The following is a 16080-nucleotide window of genomic DNA, read 5'->3' as shown; positions in this document are numbered from 1 at the left end:
AGATCCAAGGCCCACGCAATTGAACCCCTGTTCGCCAGCCATAGGAGGGCAGTCCTTTTCACATGCGTCCAGCTTTCGCCCCGCGCGTTTTACCCACAGATTGAGCGCGTCGACGGCCACTCAATTGTCGGAGGTTCTGCTGATGCCACACGGCAAGATTTGTTACCTCGAAATTCCCGCGAATCTGGCGGAAGACTCAGCCGCGTTCTATTCAAGCATCTTCGGCTGGAAGGTTCGGCCCCGCGGCGACGGTAACCTGGCATTTGATGACACCGGTTCCGTGAGCGGTACATGGGTCAAGGAAGGCGACCGAACGCCAGAGGAGCGGACACGGGTGTACATCATGGTGGACAACATCTCGGATGCACTCGAGCACATCGAAGCCGCTGGCGGCAGGATCGCGACGCCGCGCACAGACATCGGGGCGAACATGGGTGCATTCGCGGTGTTCACCGATCCCGTTGGCAACGAATTCGGTCTCTACGAAGAACCACGAAGTTGACTCGCGTGACTCTCGCCGCGACGAGCACCTCCCTCTCCGGCAACGCCAGATCTCGTACGAAACGCGGCGACCCACACTGGCCGTTGTCACTATGAATGTCGGCAGTGCTTACCGTCGCACCATCAGCCAGCGCCCAATGTTCGATCCTTCACTTGCACGCTCGTAATCTTTTCATTCATCCCATGCGTTGGCTGCGCTCTCTTCCAGCTCCGCGCGTTCTCGGCCGATTTCGATCAACGCTGCCAGAGCTCGACGTGCATCGCTGACGGCGCGCTGCCCCACACGCGTCGCGAGCTCCGCGTCGATCTTCTCGCGCGCGGCTGTCTGGACCAGAGCCGCCGCGCGGCCACGTGCAGTCAGGGTGATCGTCAGCTTTCGGCGATCCTGCTCGTCGACGGTGCGCTCCAGATAGCCGCGCGTCACCAGCGTGTCCACGAGTTGACCAGCCGCCTGCTTTGAGATGCGCAACTCCCTGATGAGCTGGCCCAGCGGCACATCTTCGACGCCCAGCGCCAGGCCGCCAATCACGTACAATCCGTTCTTCGGGATGTCGTCGTAGCCGGCGTCTGCCAGAGCTCGGCGCATCGCGCTTCCATAGGTGACGCGCGCGTGCCGCAGCAGGGCGGGAAGTGCCACGTCTTCAAACCAGAGGTGTTTTTTTGTCATGGGGTGAACAATATAGTCAATAAATCAGACTGTCAAGATCTATGACTATATATTGCCCCGGCCGGTCAGTCGAGAGCGAGCGCGCCGCCTCGGGCCCGGCGACTCAACGCCTCTACCATTGCGCGAACGATGACGGCGTCGGTCTGCCACCAATCCGCTTGCAGTCCCGGCAGGTGGTCGTTGCGATGATGGCTCACCGATCTGCGCACGGCTTTCGCCGAGCTGTGGAACTCGCGTGCATTGCTGAGGATGGCCACGTCGAGGATATTGCCGGCGTCGACACCGGCGCCGGCCATCATGTTGAGACGCGAGCCGGCCTGCTTCACGAATCCGGCGATGCGCTCTGCGCCCGCGAGCGCGGTCGCTTCGCCGCCCGACGTCAATACACGTTCGCAGCCCAGCTCGATAATCGTGTCGAGCGCACGCGCCTGGTCGCGCGCGACATCGAAGGCGCGATGGAAGGTCACATCCATCATTTCTGTAGCGGAGATCAGCTCGCGACAAACGGCCTCATCTACGTCGCCGTGCGCATCAAGTGCGCCAATCACAACGCCGTCGCAACCCAATTTCGCGCACATCTCGATGTCGCGCAGCATCACGTCGACCTCGCCTGTGTCGTAGCAGAAGTCGCCAGTGCGCGGGCGGATCAATGCATACAGAGGAATGCGCACCCGATCACGTGTGATGGCGAGCGTGCCGTACGAGGGCGTCGTGCCGCCGTCGCCCAGGTCAGCGCACAGCTCGATGCGATCGGCGCCACCTTCCTGCGCAGCGAGCGCAGAGCCCAGCGAGTTGGCCGCGATCTCGAGCACGGACCGGATCACCGAACGACACTGCCACCGTAGATCGATTCGGCCGCGATCAGCTTGTCGTGCGGTCCCGGTGTCGCGTCGTGCATTGCATAGACGAATCCGGGATGCAGTGCGTACGCACCAACCTCGCCATTCTTGTTGATTGCGAGGAAGCACACCTGCAGGTTCTTGCTCGCGGCCGGCCGCTTCTGAACGACGCGCTCGATCGCTCCGCGGCACGCTTCCCTTGGCGTGCGTCCCTGTCGCATCAACTCCACCACGAGGAAGCTCGCCGAGTTGCGGATCATCTCCTCGCCGACGCCCGACGCAGTTGCGGCGCCAACTTCGTTGTCGGCATAAAGACCAGCACCGATAATGGGACTGTCGCCGACGCGGCCGTGCATCTTCCACGCCATGCCGCTGGTGGTGCAGGCACCGGCGAGCTTGCCATGGATATCGAGTGCAAGGATGCCCAGTGTGTCGTGATTGTGCTCGTCGCCGGGAATACCCGTGCGCTCGACATTCATCTTCGGTTTGTACTCGGACGTCTTGAGCCATTCCCGCCACGCCTTGCGCGCGTCGTCTGTAAGCAGCGGCTTCTTCGCGAAGCCTTGCGATACTGCGAACTCCTGCGCGCCATCCGCAACGAGCAGCACGTGCGGAGTCTTTTCCATCACCGCGCGCGCAACTGACACCGGGTGTTCGATGTCCTCGATCGCGCCCACGCCACCGCAACTGCCGTCGCCATTCATGATGCTGGCGTCGAGTGTGAGCACGCCATCGCGATCGGGGTAACCGCAGTGTCCCACCGTGGAGTTGCACAGATCCGATTCGGCCCAGCGCGCGCCGGCCTCGACGGCGTCGAGCGCCGCGCCGCTGCGTGCAAGTACCGGCCACGCCGCGGCATTCGCGCCGACGCCAAAATCCCAGGTCGACACCACTCGGCCCCCTGCTGCACGACGCGAAACTGTCTCGCCCGCCAGCATCGTGCGCGGCAGGGCCAGTGCACCGGTAGCGAGTAGTGAGCTCTGGAGGAATTGTCGACGGCTGGTCAGCATCTTTTCGGGATAGGATAGAGGGACGGACGATTCGATCTGGCAGGAAGTGGTTAACTTGGGGCCAAACCGCTGAAAACGCACGCACGCCCTTCCCCCCGCACCACCACCCGTCCTCGGAGGTTCCATGAAGCGAGTCACTGGCATTGGCGGCATCTTCTTCAAGGCGAAGGATGCACCCGCATTGCAGGCGTGGTACAAGCAGCACCTTGGAATCGATGTTCAGGATTGGGGCGGCGCGGCTTTCACCTGGACCGACGGTGAAGGTAAGCCGGCTGCCGGGACCACCGTCTGGTCCATTGCTTCGGCGCAAAGCGACCAGTTTGCACCCAGTGCTGCACCTTTCATGGTCAATTACCGCGTGGAAGATCTCCACGGTCTGGTCAAAGTCTTACGCGAAGAAGGCTGCAATGTTCTCGAAAAGATCGACGACTCCGAGTACGGAAAGTTTGGCTGGGTCATCGATCCGGAAGGAAACAAGGTGGAACTCTGGCAGCCGCCTGCCGGTCAATGATGGGGGAAATCCGCACCATTTCGAATCCACGACCCGGCTGAGGCTGAAGCAGTTGGACGACCAACACGAGGTGAGCTAGTGAAAAGTCAGACCGCCACCGCACTCTACGTAGTTTTGATGGCAATTGTGATCGTAGTAGTCGATCTCTCGTTCTTCAGGAATCGATTCTGGGAACGGCTGGCGGTAAACGCAGGAATCGTCCTGATATTCGCAGCCTTCTACTTCCGGTTCCTGAAACGTCCCTGAGCGTGACGAGGGCGGCACATCTCGAACCAGTCCCGACATCAAACGCAACGCGAATGAAAATGGCAAAAGCGAAAGATCTTACCGGGAAGCAACGCGACGAGTTGCTCAAGACTTTGAAGACCCGCTTCGAAGCGCACATGCACCGCCATGCCGGTCTCGAATGGAGCGCGGTGCACGCAAGACTCGAGTCCAACAGCGCCAGACTCTGGTCACTCAGCGAGATGGAGCAATCTGGAGGCGAACCGGACGTAGTCGATGTCGATGCGGCTACGGGCGAGCTGATATTCATGGATTGTTCAGCGCAGAGCCCCAAGGGGCGCCGAAGTGTCTGTTACGACCGCGAGGCGCTGGAGGCACGGAAGGAGCACAAGCCCAAGAACAGTGCAGTCGAAATGGCAACCACGATGGGTGCTACGCTGCTTACGGCAGCCGAGTACCGGCGGCTGCAGGAGATGGAGAAGGTCGATACGACCACGTCCAGTTGGGTGCAGACACCTGACGACATCAGAAGGCTCGGAGGCGCGCTGTTCTGCGATCGCCGCTACGACACCGTCTTCGTATATCACAATGGCGCCGAGTCCTACTATGCAGCGCGGGGATTCCGCTGCTCGCTCAGAGTCTAGCTACGGGGACCGTGACATCAGATCCTGCCCCGTGCTCGCGGGCACGAGGCAGGATCTACTTCAAGGCGCTACTTCGGTGTGATGCGAAACAGCCCGCCCGTAGCCGAATCCTCGATCAGCCACAGCGCGCCGTCCGGCGCAACGGCGATGTCGCGAACCCTGCGACTCATGTCCCAGCGTTCCGCAGCGTTGGCACCACCGTTCTTGTCGAGCGTGATCCGGGTAAGCGACTTGCTCCCGAGTCCGGCGGCGAACGCCGATCCGTCCCACTGCGGGAACATCTTGCCGTCGTAGAAGGTGAGGCCTGCCGACGCGATGACCGGCGTCCAGTAGATGACCGGCTTGACGAGATCGGGCCGAGTGTCCGGGCTCGGGATTGGCACGCCGTCGTAGTTCTTGCCGTAGGAGACGAGCGGCCAGCCGTAGTTCTTGCCGCGCTCGACCAGGTTGAGCTCGTCGCCGCCGCGCGGTCCGTCCTCGAGCTCCCACAGCCGGCCGTCGGGCGCGAACGCCAGTCCGTACGGCGTGCGAAAACCGGTGGCCCAGGTCTCCGACGGCGTGAGGTTCGGTCCGGGGAAGGTATACGTGTAGATGACGGGCGCAGTCTTGGCCGTTTCCGTGTTGCGAGTCGGATTTATCACCGGAATCTTCGACGCGCCGACCTTGCCAGCCTGGGGGTTGCCGGGCGCCGGCTTGCCGTCGAGCGTCAGACGCAGAATCTTGCCGAGCGGTGAATCAGGATCCTGCGCGGGCGTAAAGCGCTGACGCTCGCCGACGGTCAGGAACAGGAACTTCTTGTCAGGCGAGAACGCGACCGCTCCGCCGAACTGGCCACCCTTGCCACCTGCACCGTCGCGCCAGATGACCTTGAGCCCATCGAGGCTGGCCGAGCTTCCGGAAAGCGAGAGCTTGGCCCGTGCGAGCGCCAGGCTCGACCCGCTGTCGTGCGGCTCGGCGTAGGTGAGATAGACGTAGTGGTCGGTCGCGTAGTTCGGCGACAGATAGACGCCGAGCATGCCACCCTGATCGTGGTGCAGGACGGCGGGGACATTCTTGACCTCCGTCTTTGCGCCCTTCTGGGTCACGACCCAGAGCGGGCCGACCTTCTCAGTGATGAGCATCCGCCCATCGGGGAGGAAGGCGATGCGCCATGGGAGGTTGAAGGTTGCAACCTGAGTCATGGTGAACGGGAGGCTCGCCTCGGGCTTCTGTTCGCCGGCGTTGACCTGGGCACCCGCGGCTGGCGCGATCGATATGAGTGTGAGAAACAGTGCTGCACTTGCGAAAGGCTTCATTGGATTTCCCTTTGAGTTCGCTGAGTTTTCGGCCATGACCAAGATTACGTCATGGACGGGGGAGATTGAACGCCGTTATTGGACAATCTCGGGCCGCCACTTCTTCACCAACCGCTCCGCTGTCGCCACCGGCTCACCCGTCGGCTCGGTTCTGAACGTCGGCGTCGTCGCGCGCGACCATTTCTGCTCCCACTCGCACGAAGCGGCGGCAAAGGGCGCACGGTCGAGCGGCTTCCCACTGTCCAGTGACGCGTTCAGATCCTTGAAGAACGCGTCCCATCGCGGCAGAAAGTATCCGGTGAACATCCCCTCCCACTCCTTGAACGCGTAAAGGTTCAGGTCGTCGTTCTGTCCCTCGGTGCACTTGGTGCCCCAGAGCGTGATGATGTTGCGCGCGTTCCACTCGTTCAACCGTCGCTCATCATCCGTCGTGCCCCAGCGTTTGGCGTCGGCAATCCACCGTCCCAACAGGAACTCCCGCCGCGTGCCAACCAACGTATCGAGGTCGCGTAACAGCGATTCGATCTGTCCCTCCGTCGCGATCAGCTTCGTGCGATTCTTCTCCTCGTACGCCGCCTGCAGTCGATTCACCAACGGTAGCCCGAGCTGCCCAAGTACCTGCCTCGTCAGATTCACGACGTCATAACGGTACGCGTCGTTACTGCCAAGTGCGGGCGCGGCTGCCAACAGCGAATCCAAAGCGCGCGCGACAATGCGCTCGTCGTACGGCGGAATCGGCTCGGTACGGTACGACCGCCCCTTCACGTAAAACTGCGGTCGCTCGCCCAGAAAATTCCCGGTCTGCGCCGACGAGCGGAACGCTGTCGCGAGCAGCAATTTCCACGCGCTCCACGCCGACGCGTTGTAATGCCCATACCGGCGCGTGATGTAATCGCGCGTCCACGCAGGCACGTCGGGCACGGTGTCGCGCCACACCTGGTCGAACACGAAGTCGGGCACGATCGGGTTCGTCCCCAGACCTTCCATGGTCATGCCGAGTCCTTCCATGCGTCCCTTATCGGGGCTGCGAATGGCCGTGTCGAGATTCGCGGCAATCTGCGGCAGGTCACCGTTCACGCTCACCTTGCCGCCAAAATTGTACAGCACATTCCAGATCCACGGCTTGCCGTAAAAGGCGTGACGCGCCTTCCATCCGGGCGAGCGGTCGCCCCACAGATCCAGCACCAGCATGCGGTCATCCGGCACGGCACCCAACAATGCCTCGGCCTGCGGATCCTGCCAGAACTTCTTGCCATACACCAGGAACCACGCCTGTATTACCCACGTCGCGCTCGTGTCGGCCGAGTGCATGCCGTTGTAGATCGCGCCGCCCATGTCGGCCAGGAACGTCGAGTCGTTGGACGGCGGGTCGATTTCGTTGAACGGGTCGGCGGCGTACAGGTGGTCGGTGCCGAAGAGCTCAGTCTGCTTCTCGACGAACTTCCGACCCATTCGCTGGAACAGCGAATCCTGCGGATCCAGAAACCAGGTGCCGGAGAATCCCGCCGACCAATCTCCTGTTTGATGAATCTTCGTTCCGGGAATCACTTGCGTGATCGACTCCGGCACATGTCCCGTGAATCCTTGCAGTACCGGAGTCATTCCCAATGACCGCTCGCGCGACAAAATTTGTCGCTCCAGCGTGACGTGACTGTCAATCCAGCTGTCGGGCAGTGGGCCACCCAACCCGTCGATGTTCGCCATCCACCCCCACGGCAAATATGCCGGCCCCACGATGAAGTCGCCGATCTGCTTGCGGCTGAACCCGAAGTCGCCGAGTACCGAGCGCCAGACCGCTTCCTGTCCCGTAACGGCGAGTGGTGCGTTGATTCCCTTGAGCGCCATCCAGTCGATCATCGACTGCCAGTCGTTCCAGTTCCACCACGCCATCGAATACGAAAACGTGCAGTAGTTGAAGAAGTAGCGCACGCGATAACGCGTGGACTCGTGCACCGGCGCCGTCACGCGGGGAAGCGGCGTCGGTAACGCAATTGGCTTGAGTGGAAGCGACGCATTAACGCCAGCCACGTGCTCCAGGTACCAGTTGAGCGCCGAGGCGATGGCCACGCCCGATGATCCGCGGAGCATCACCCGCGATCCGACGCTTGCCACTTCAAATACGTCGCGACCCGCGCTGTCGGGAATCGCAGCGACTTCGAAATTGGCGGCGTTGGTCGGTACAACCCGCGCAATCAGCGAGCGGGCGGCCGCCAGATCGACGCGATGCGACGTCTGCGCTTTGACCCCGCCCGGCACTGCACCGGCCAGCGGGAGGATGAGCCAGAAGCAGGCTAACCATCGGCGTCGGAACTTGAAGAAAGTCATACTGCTCACTGATCTGGTCGCATGATCCAGAAAGGAATTGGGTTGAATGTTGCGCACAAAGCAACACATGGCCCCAAACGTACCAAAAGGGAGCTACTTCGGTGTAGCCCTCAATAGCCCAGCGGGTGATTCTGGCGGGCATTGCGGCTGTAACCGCGCGCGGCCCTGGTGGTGTCCTTCGGTGGGACGGACCGCGCTGAGCTCGAGGAACCGGAAACGCCTTACCGCTTAGCCTCCGATGTTCCGTATCAGATGGTCACCGCGTCACCCATCCGCACTCCAGCTGACCTCTGATATCTTTGTCTCCGGGCCGTCAGGCTCCTTTGCACGAATTCTCACCAGCGGGCAGGAGAGAAACATTAAATCGACAACTTCCTGCCGACCCCGGGATGAGAGCATAGTCCGGATGCACCCCGTGACCCGCTTCAGGGCTACTCTCACGGTCACGCGACTCGCAACCGGTGCGATCCTCTTCGCTGCCGCACTGCTTCCTCTCGCTGCCGCCGCTCAAACCACGACGCAGCGAACAGCCCCGGCCGTCGCTCCTTCAGCGAAATCTGCACGGACAGCGTCGCCAACAGCAGCGGTTCCCGCCCTGGTATCGTCGCCTCCATCCGCCGACGCGGTGTTGCACCATATGCACGAGACAGTCACGTGGTACCACACCATCGAAACGATCGCGCAGAACAGCGACCTCTCCGACGGCACCAGAACTCGTGACGGAATGCGGAGCTCGGCACTCGTGGCGCTGCGCTCGGCCTTTGACTTTGCTCGCGCCGCCGCGCGCATGGTGGATGCGGCGCCGCACGGCGGGGTTCCGAACGCGAGTACGAGCGATACGTCGGATGATGCCGTGCGTCTCGACCGCGCGGCGACTCGAATCGGGGCGCGGATGGATACTATCCAGAAACGTATCGCCGCCATCGACTCGTCGCTCGCGCACGCAACGCCGCCGGCGCGACGAACTCTCACTGCGCAACGCGCGGAAGCGGAAGCCGCACTGGATCTGGCGCGGGAGGTTCAGAACACCGTCACGCAGCTTCAGCAGTTCGCCGTTGCTGCCGCGGCGCACGGCGGGGGGACAGGCGGCACTCTGACATCGCAGGTCGAAGAGATCGAGCACACGGTGCCGGAGCTGCGCGACAACAGTACCGGCGGCTCCGGTGCCAACGATAGTGTGGCAACGAGGGCCAGCCCCGCGGCTGGCAGAACGAAGACACGGAACGACACGGCCGCTTCGGCAGCGACAGCTCCGTCGACGCCGTCGCCATCCGAGAGCAGCGTACAAAGCTCTTCCGGACTGGTGGCGCTCGTTGGAGAGTGGCTCGCTCTCAAACGGATACGGTACGAGTTTGATGCCGCAATCCGCCAGACCGACAGCCTCGGCGGCGAACTCGACAGCATGCGTACGCGTGTCTCGTCGCAGGTGCGCACGCTCGTGAGGCTGCACGCCAATCCGCTGGACAGCGCGTCGACCGATCCGCAACAGCTGTTGACCACGCAGCTTCAACTCCAGAACGCCACAGCACAATTCAAGCAACTAGCCACGCTGGTCGTGCCGCTGAGCGAGCAGGACATCTCCACCGACGACGCTCGCAACTCGCTGGTGTTGTTGCGCGGAACGTTCGACGCACGCTCCGCCACCGTGCGCGACGCACTGCTCTGGCGCCTGGGTCTGCTCATCGCGTCCGTCCTGCTGGTCCTGGTGATTTCGGAAGCCTGGCGTAGAGCGACGTTCCGTTATCTGCGCGACACTCGCAGACGCAGACAATTTCTGCTGCTTCGGCGAATAGTCGTCGTGGTGGCCTTGTTGCTCATCATCGTGATGGGATTCGTATCACAGATGGGATCGCTCGCCACGTATGTCGGCTTCCTCACCGCTGGACTCGCTCTCGCACTGCAGAACGTCATTCTCGCCGTGGTCGGCTACTTCTTCCTGATCGGCCGCTACGGCGTGCGCACCGGTGATCGTATCACTCTCGCCGGTGTCACCGGTCGTGTGATCGACATTGGGCTCGTTCGTATCTATCTCATGGAGCTCGCGGGTCCCGAATTGCAGTCCACCGGGCGCATCGTGGTGCTTTCCAACTCCGTCCTGTTTCAACCGCAGGCGTTGTTCAAGCAGATTCCTGGGGCGGACTACATATGGCACAGCGTGACCCTTACACTGCCGCCGACCACTGACGTGCACTCCACGCAGGTCCGTCTGGCAGAAGTTGCCTCCTCCGTATATGCAACCTATCGGCAGGCGATCGACGAGCAACACGCAACAGTCCAGAGACTGATCGATTTCGATACGTCGCGACCGGAGCCACACGTGGACGTGCACTTCACGGAGCGCGCCCTGGAGTTCGTGGTGCGATACCCCGTTCTCCCCGATCACGCCGCGATGAACGATCAGCTCATGACCCGCGCGCTACACGACGCGGCGGGCCAGAGTACGGTGCCCAACGCACAGCTCGCGACGGAGGACAGGCCCGCTCTGACGTGAGCGTGGAACCGGGGTCAGAGTACAATTTCCGCACTGCACACCCTGTAATTGACTCAGAAAATTGCACTCTGACCCCGGTTTCGGGCTCGACCATGACGAAGGTTACGTCACCGATACCTTCGTCACCATCCCGTGCATGAAGTGCGGCTTGCGATCCTTCGCGTCGGGGATCAGGCAGAGCATGAGATAACTCCCGGGTTTGAGATCGGCCGCAAACTCCGTGTGCCCCCATCGCGCTATGCCAACCGTGCCGCCGACTGCTTCAACGGGCGCGTTGTTCACGCTGGGGTTCATGAGCCACTTATCTACTTCGGCGTCGGTCTTCCCCGGAAGTACTCGCAGGATTGCAACGTCGTGATGCTGCGGTCCATCGTTGTCCACTCGAAACACGTGGTGTCCGGCGGTGAACGCACCGGTCGCGGCGATGTGGTAGTCGCGCTCCCGAAGGTAAATGTCGGGAGTCGGCTCGATCGGGGCACCTGCAGTCTCGCCAGTCACCGTGAGCGTCGACATCATTCCGAGCATCACGTGCGCCTTGCCGGTAGAGTCGGGCCACCAGCAGATCATCGAATAGCTGCCTGGCTCGAGCACCGCGTACTGCGTCACGCTATCCCCGGGTGAGACGGCGCCTGGTCCCCCCACCTCATTGAACCAATCCAGGGATCCATTCTTGACGAGTGCCTGATAGACGTCTGGCACAGTCTTGCCGGAGTCCAGACGCGCGATGCCGAGCATGTGGATGGCGCGACCACTGTTCACGACGCGAATGGCGACGAGCCCCGCCGGCACGCTATGCGCGCTGTCGAAGGCGAAGTCGTGAGCCACGACGCGGACGAGCGCCGGTTCGGTGGTCGAGCTGGTCGCACTGGTGTGTCCACTTGATGGAGGGGAAGACGCAGCACAACCCAGCACTCCGACAACCGCTACGGTGCCACAGAACAGTCCACGCATCTCCAACCTCATTGTTTAGGAGGGTGAAAAGCTGCGAGTCGCCAGCGCGTCCGTCAAGGAATTGCAGGACAAACCGGGGTCGGAGTGCAGTTCGTCGGGAAACCATACTCCGACCCCACGTTTCCCCACTCGCACCGTCACAAACGGCCCCTGACTCGTGTCATATAGTCGTGTCCCCGACCGCAGGACATCATTTCGGCCGGCGTCCACCAAACTTGACGGAGTGAGAGATGTTCTATCAACGATTGCGCGCATCGACCGCGCATGCACCAGATATACAGTGGCGGGCAACCCGTACGCCGCACGACGTGATCGCCGTCGCGGCAAGGTCTTTCTATACCGATGTGCTGCATGGACAGCAGGTATGGCCCGACCGGCGACCGGGCGCCGCGCCCAGTCTATGGTTCCTCGTCGGCACCACGCTGCTCGAAGTGACCGACACGAACGGGCCCCTGGTCGTTCTCGAGGTCGACAAGCCTGAGGAAATCGCCGAGCGATGCTGGGACGCGGGTTTTCCGGTGCACATCCGCGACGAAGCCCACGGAACCTCCATCCTTTCGGTGACAGATCCGTTCGGACGACGGATCGAGCTGGCCCCGGGCGTGAGAAACCGGGGTCAGAGTACAATTTCCGCACGTCACACCCTGTAATTGGCTCAGAAAATTGTACTCTGACCCCGGTTTCGCGAAGCAGTTCGAGGAGCACAGACGACATCTGCGAGACGTGGCGTACCGCATGCTCGGCTCCATGAGCGACGCGGACGACGCTGTGCAGGAGGCGTGGCTGCGCGTCAGTCGCGCAGAACCTGACGAAGTCGTGAATCTTCGCGCGTGGCTGACGACTGTGGTCGCGCGGATAAGCCTGAACATGCTTCGCTCGCGCAGCACGCGTCACGAGGACGTCGTCGACGCCGACGATTGCCGCAAGAAATTCGACACAGTGAAATCGCACGGAGTGAAATTCGAACCGCCCAAGGTCATCGAGCAGCCGTGGGGCCTGATCGCCAGGTTTCACGACCCTGACGGCAACATGCTGCAGTTCCGTGAGCTCCGCATGGCCTGACCGGCAAAACTGACCCCGGTTTTGGTCTTCCCGTAACAACCGCGTAAGCGTCGAGTAATAGTCCTCGCACAACCCCTCGCGCACGCCTTGCGTTGCGACGCGACTGAATAGCTTACTCGAGAAATATCCGGTCGTATTCGAGACACGGCATTCTGTTCACACGGCGGAATATGCGCTCAACGACGTTACTCAAAGCCGGCGCGACTGCGCTCTACTTGCTTGCAGCGCTCGGCGCCCACGCTCAGACGATCGACATCTGGCCTGGCGTGGCGCCGGGCTCTGAGAGCTGGAAGCAGAAGGAGATGGTAGTGCACGTCGCTCCACTCGGCACCGTCGCGCTCGATGTGGTGACACCTACGTTGACCCTGTACCTGCCCGACCGGTCGACTGCGACCGGCGCGGGTGTCATCATCGCGCCCGGTGGATATTGCGTCGCGCTCGCAATGGACATCGAGGGCAACGATGTCGCGCGCGCGCTCCAGAAAGCGGGCGTCGCTGCGTTCGTGCTCAAGTACAGAACGATGGAGAAACGCCAGCAAGGGATTCCAACCAACATCGACATGGATCAGGCCTGCAAGTACGGGATCGCGGACGGCATTCAGGCCATCAAGGTGGTTCGGCAACACGCGGCTGAATGGCGCGTCTCTCCTGACAGGGTCGGCATCATCGGCTTTTCGGCCGGCGGCATGGTTGCGAGCGGAGCCATGCTGCAGCCGAACGCGGCAACGCGCCCGAGCTTCGACGCGCTCATCTACGGCGCGCCATTCGGAGTAATGCCCGCGATCCCGCACAACCTGCCGCCGATTTTCATGGCGTGGGCGCAGGACGACACGGTAGCGCGCGTCCCCGTCGTCAGGTTCTACGATGCATTGACATCAGCTGGCCAGAAACCGGAAGCACACGTCTTCAACGCCGGTGGACACGGCTTCGGCATGCGCAAGCAGGGCACGAGCAGCGACCACTGGATCGACGATTTCATATGGTGGCTGAACGCCAGGGGATTCACGGCACCGAAGCATGCCACGATCGAGCGCCGAGGCGGCTCGCGCCGGGAGAGCGGCACGAAATGACGCTTTAGGGGCGACGGAGTCCGTCCCGGCATTTTCTGCCGGTCAACTCGGCCCGGACCAGTCCGGAGTCCGTCCCTACTCCGTCCCCACTCCGTCCCCACTCCGTCCCCCTACTCCCTTCCCGCACCGGTCCTGAGAGGGGTCATCCGCCTCCGCTGCACAACCCGGCGCACGGCACTCTCGATCGCGGCCAGAGCGGAATTGACGGCCACCCTGGTCGAGTCGGATCGCCCTTCCACCACCACGCTCGGGAGTCCGCTCACCACAACCTTGATGTTGCAGACCTTGTCGATCCCGCCGCGATCGCCGTTGATGTCCTTCACACGCACCGTCACGCGCTCTATCGAACTAGCGAACTTGCCGAGTTTCAAACCGAGCCGCTGACGGATGTAATCCATATCCTCGTCATCCAGATCTACTCCAGACACACGGATGTTTGCCGGCACCTGCGGCCCGGCGGTTCGGCCGGCCCCGCGCTTTTCCCGTTTCGGGAGTTGATCCGTGAGCGGCTCTCGCTTGTCCCGATTCGATATTTTCGGTCGCTCGCGCCGGACGTCGCTCGATTCCGCGATTCGCTTGCGCACGATCGGACTCCCGCCCAGCCGCTTGCTGCTGCTTGGCGCGCGCAACATCTGTCGCTCGGCGCCACTGAGCGGACCGCGCGTTCCATTGTCGACCGCTTCGAACACATCAGTAGCGGTGACTATGCCAACCAGGTCATCGCCGTCCATGACAGGCAGCGACCCGATCAGGCGCTCCCGCATGAGCTCCGCGGCAGAGTCTGCACTCGCGTCCGAATCCATCGTCTCCACGCGCGGCGTCATGAGCTCGCGCACGATGCGATTCCTGCGCTTTGCGGCCCCCGATCGCCCGCCGAGGTCGCGTTCCGAGAGAACGCCGACAACGCGCCCTTCGTCCACCACCACGAGATGCCGAATGCCGCGACGCCGCATGCGCGCCCACGCAGCACTCGCCGCTTCGCGAGGTTCGATCGTAACTACGTCGGTGCTCATTATCTCACGTATTTGCATCAGACTGCACCTGTAACAGGGTGAGCGCACAAATGGGGTTTCCGGGAGCCGTCGGTATCGACTTCGTTCATACCCCAGGCAGGAGCGTTGGGTGCACACGAATATCAATGCGTGCAGGCCGCATCCCGCCAATGCACGTTGCAAATTCGCGCGTTCATACTGCAGATTGCATGCGGAGGGTCAAATTGTCACCTGACATGATGGAACCATCACCGGAAGTCGTTACGGCAGCTGTCGTGGACGCACTCACTCGCATTCTCGCTCACACATGCCGTGAGCTGGGCAAGGCGGGCCATCCATCCACCGCCGCACAGCTTGCGGCGGAAGGCTGGTCGCTGCTGAGAGACGACTATCCCGATGACGCCGAGCGCCTGAATGGCGCGATGCACTTTCTGTCCCGCATGGAGCAGAAACTCGAAGCAGAGCAACGCCAGGCTCAAATGGAGGCCGCAATGCACACCGAAGACCGCATCATTGACGTCCGCCCTGAAACACCCAGGGTGCGGCACGAAATAATATTCGACCAGTTCGCAGCACTCGCGCCGGGTACTGCATACGTGCTCGTCAACGATCACGATCCCAAGCCGCTGTGGTATCAGTTCGACGCCGAGCACAAGGGCGAATTCACGTGGGACGCGCTGGAAGAAGGACCGGAAGTCTGGCGCGTCCGAATCGGACGTACGGCAGCGCGCTGATACCCACGGGCAGCCAGAGTCACAGCCAGAGTCACAGCCAGAGTCACGGCCATGGTCTGGCATCGCCCCGCGCCCATGGCACGGGGCGTCGCGACATCAGCGACATTTTCGCCGCCGAAGGCATTTAACTTTCACTGACGCATTATGGAATGCGCCAATGCTTGAACGGAAGGTCGGAAATGAACGAACAACAGCACGCAACGGACTCAGGCGTAGCAGCCGCCACCCGCACTGAAGTCGCCGTCCTCGCGGGCGGCTGCTTCTGGGGCGTCGAGGACATCCTTCGCAACGTCCCCGGCGTCATCGACACGGAAGTGGGCTACACCGGTGGATGGGTCAAGAATCCCACCTACGAAGACACGCACGACAGCAAGTCGGGGCACGCAGAATCGATCCGAGTCACCTTCGATCCCTCGGTGCTCAGCTACCAGGACCTGCTCGAGAACTGGTTCTTCCGCCTGCACGATCCCACAACGTTGAATCGGCAGGGCAACGACATCGGCACGCAATATCGCTCGGCGATCTTTCCACAGTCACCGGAACAGGCGAAGATCGCGGAACAGGTGATCGCGCGCGTGCAGGCGTCAGGCAAGTGGAAGAAGCCGATCACGACGTCCATCGAACCGGCTTCGACATGGTACAGTGCGGAGAAGTACCACCAGGACTACCTGAAAAAGAATCCCGGCGGCTACAGCTGTCACTATCTGCGCGACTAACGACAGCTGCGACTCTCTCCGGCGCACTCGTTCGGGTGCGCCGGAGA

16 protein-coding genes and 1 pseudogene are annotated in these 16080 nt (G+C 62.0%); 10 read left to right on the top strand and 7 right to left on the bottom strand.

Features of this window, described 5'->3' with window-relative positions; genetic code table 11:
* Positions 1 to 142: 142 nt before the first annotated feature.
* The gene (locus V4529_13390) at positions 143 to 502 is read left to right on the top strand and encodes a VOC family protein (GenBank protein MES2359321.1); all 360 of its coding nucleotides are present in this window, start codon (positions 143 to 145) and stop codon (positions 500 to 502) included.
* 171 nt (positions 503 to 673) lie between these two features.
* Here V4529_13390 and V4529_13385 read toward each other — a convergent pair whose 3' ends face one another.
* The 3 genes from V4529_13385 to V4529_13375 all read right to left on the bottom strand — a co-directional run bounded on the left by V4529_13385 (position 674) and on the right by V4529_13375 (position 3014).
* Positions 674 to 1168 carry a MarR family transcriptional regulator gene (locus tag V4529_13385; GenBank protein ID MES2359320.1) on the bottom strand — a complete coding sequence of 165 codons (495 nt, stop codon included), beginning with the start codon at positions 1166 to 1168 and terminating at the stop codon, positions 674 to 676.
* A gap of 65 nt (positions 1169 to 1233) precedes the next feature.
* Positions 1234 to 1992, bottom strand: coding sequence for a copper homeostasis protein CutC (locus V4529_13380; protein ID MES2359319.1), 759 nt, complete (start codon positions 1990 to 1992; stop codon positions 1234 to 1236).
* On the bottom strand, positions 1989 to 3014 hold the full coding sequence (locus V4529_13375; GenBank protein ID MES2359318.1) for a N(4)-(beta-N-acetylglucosaminyl)-L-asparaginase: 1026 nt from the start codon (positions 3012 to 3014) through the stop codon (positions 1989 to 1991). The genes V4529_13380 and V4529_13375 overlap by 4 nt, the downstream gene beginning before the upstream one ends.
* 127 nt (positions 3015 to 3141) lie before the next feature.
* Between V4529_13375 and V4529_13370 the strand changes: the two genes are divergently transcribed.
* The 3 genes from V4529_13370 to V4529_13360 are packed head-to-tail and all read left to right on the top strand — an operon-like array spanning position 3142 to position 4397.
* The gene (locus tag V4529_13370; protein ID MES2359317.1) at positions 3142 to 3528 is read left to right on the top strand and encodes a VOC family protein; all 387 of its coding nucleotides are present in this window, start codon (positions 3142 to 3144) and stop codon (positions 3526 to 3528) included.
* Between the two features lie 24 nt (positions 3529 to 3552).
* Positions 3553 to 3774, top strand: coding sequence for a preprotein translocase subunit SecE (locus tag V4529_13365; GenBank protein MES2359316.1), 222 nt, complete (start codon positions 3553 to 3555; stop codon positions 3772 to 3774).
* A 53-nt stretch (positions 3775 to 3827) separates the two neighbouring features.
* The gene (locus V4529_13360; protein MES2359315.1) at positions 3828 to 4397 is read left to right on the top strand and encodes a DUF4256 domain-containing protein; all 570 of its coding nucleotides are present in this window, start codon (positions 3828 to 3830) and stop codon (positions 4395 to 4397) included.
* A gap of 68 nt (positions 4398 to 4465) precedes the next feature.
* On the opposite strand, the gene V4529_13355 is transcribed toward V4529_13360, so the two are convergent.
* Both V4529_13355 and V4529_13350 read right to left on the bottom strand, forming a co-directional pair.
* Positions 4466 to 5692 (bottom strand): PQQ-dependent sugar dehydrogenase, encoded by a 1227-nt coding sequence (locus V4529_13355; protein ID MES2359314.1) that lies wholly within the window; start codon positions 5690 to 5692, stop codon positions 4466 to 4468.
* 75 nt (positions 5693 to 5767) lie between these two features.
* The gene (locus V4529_13350) at positions 5768 to 8017 is read right to left on the bottom strand and encodes an alpha-N-acetylglucosaminidase (GenBank protein ID MES2359313.1); all 2250 of its coding nucleotides are present in this window, start codon (positions 8015 to 8017) and stop codon (positions 5768 to 5770) included.
* Positions 8018 to 8432: 415 nt separating this feature from the next.
* Here V4529_13350 and V4529_13345 point away from each other — a divergent pair, with 415 nt between their 5' ends.
* A complete protein-coding gene (locus tag V4529_13345; GenBank protein MES2359312.1) occupies positions 8433 to 10508 on the top strand; it encodes a hypothetical protein in 2076 nt (691 codons plus the stop codon).
* Between the two features lie 102 nt (positions 10509 to 10610).
* On the opposite strand, the gene V4529_13340 is transcribed toward V4529_13345, so the two are convergent.
* Positions 10611 to 11465, bottom strand: coding sequence for a hypothetical protein (locus tag V4529_13340; protein ID MES2359311.1), 855 nt, complete (start codon positions 11463 to 11465; stop codon positions 10611 to 10613).
* Between the two features lie 224 nt (positions 11466 to 11689).
* Between V4529_13340 and V4529_13335 the strand changes: the two genes are divergently transcribed.
* The 3 genes and pseudogenes from V4529_13335 to V4529_13325 all read left to right on the top strand — a co-directional run bounded on the left by V4529_13335 (position 11690) and on the right by V4529_13325 (position 13591).
* A complete protein-coding gene (locus V4529_13335; protein MES2359310.1) occupies positions 11690 to 12109 on the top strand; it encodes a hypothetical protein in 420 nt (139 codons plus the stop codon).
* Between the two features lie 13 nt (positions 12110 to 12122).
* Positions 12123 to 12371: pseudogene (locus tag V4529_13330) on the top strand (sigma factor).
* 320 nt (positions 12372 to 12691) lie between these two features.
* Positions 12692 to 13591, top strand: coding sequence for an alpha/beta hydrolase (locus tag V4529_13325; GenBank protein ID MES2359309.1), 900 nt, complete (start codon positions 12692 to 12694; stop codon positions 13589 to 13591).
* Positions 13592 to 13701: 110 nt separating this feature from the next.
* On the opposite strand, the gene V4529_13320 is transcribed toward V4529_13325, so the two are convergent.
* Positions 13702 to 14622, bottom strand: a complete 921-nt coding sequence (locus tag V4529_13320) for a CBS domain-containing protein (protein ID MES2359308.1) — start codon at positions 14620 to 14622, stop codon at positions 13702 to 13704.
* Between the two features lie 200 nt (positions 14623 to 14822).
* Between V4529_13320 and V4529_13315 the strand changes: the two genes are divergently transcribed.
* Positions 14823 to 15317, top strand: a complete 495-nt coding sequence (locus V4529_13315; GenBank protein MES2359307.1) for a DUF2249 domain-containing protein — start codon at positions 14823 to 14825, stop codon at positions 15315 to 15317.
* Between the two features lie 179 nt (positions 15318 to 15496).
* Complete coding sequence (msrA, locus tag V4529_13310; GenBank protein ID MES2359306.1) at positions 15497 to 16033, top strand: peptide-methionine (S)-S-oxide reductase MsrA; 537 nt, start codon at positions 15497 to 15499, stop codon at positions 16031 to 16033.
* Positions 16034 to 16080 lie beyond the last annotated feature (47 nt).

It is taken from the genome of Gemmatimonadota bacterium (genome assembly GCA_040388625.1).
GTDB lineage: Bacteria > Gemmatimonadota > Gemmatimonadetes > Gemmatimonadales > Gemmatimonadaceae > Fen-1247.
Note: the sequence above shows the minus strand (reverse complement) of the source record. Positions and strands in the feature narration are given on the sequence as shown.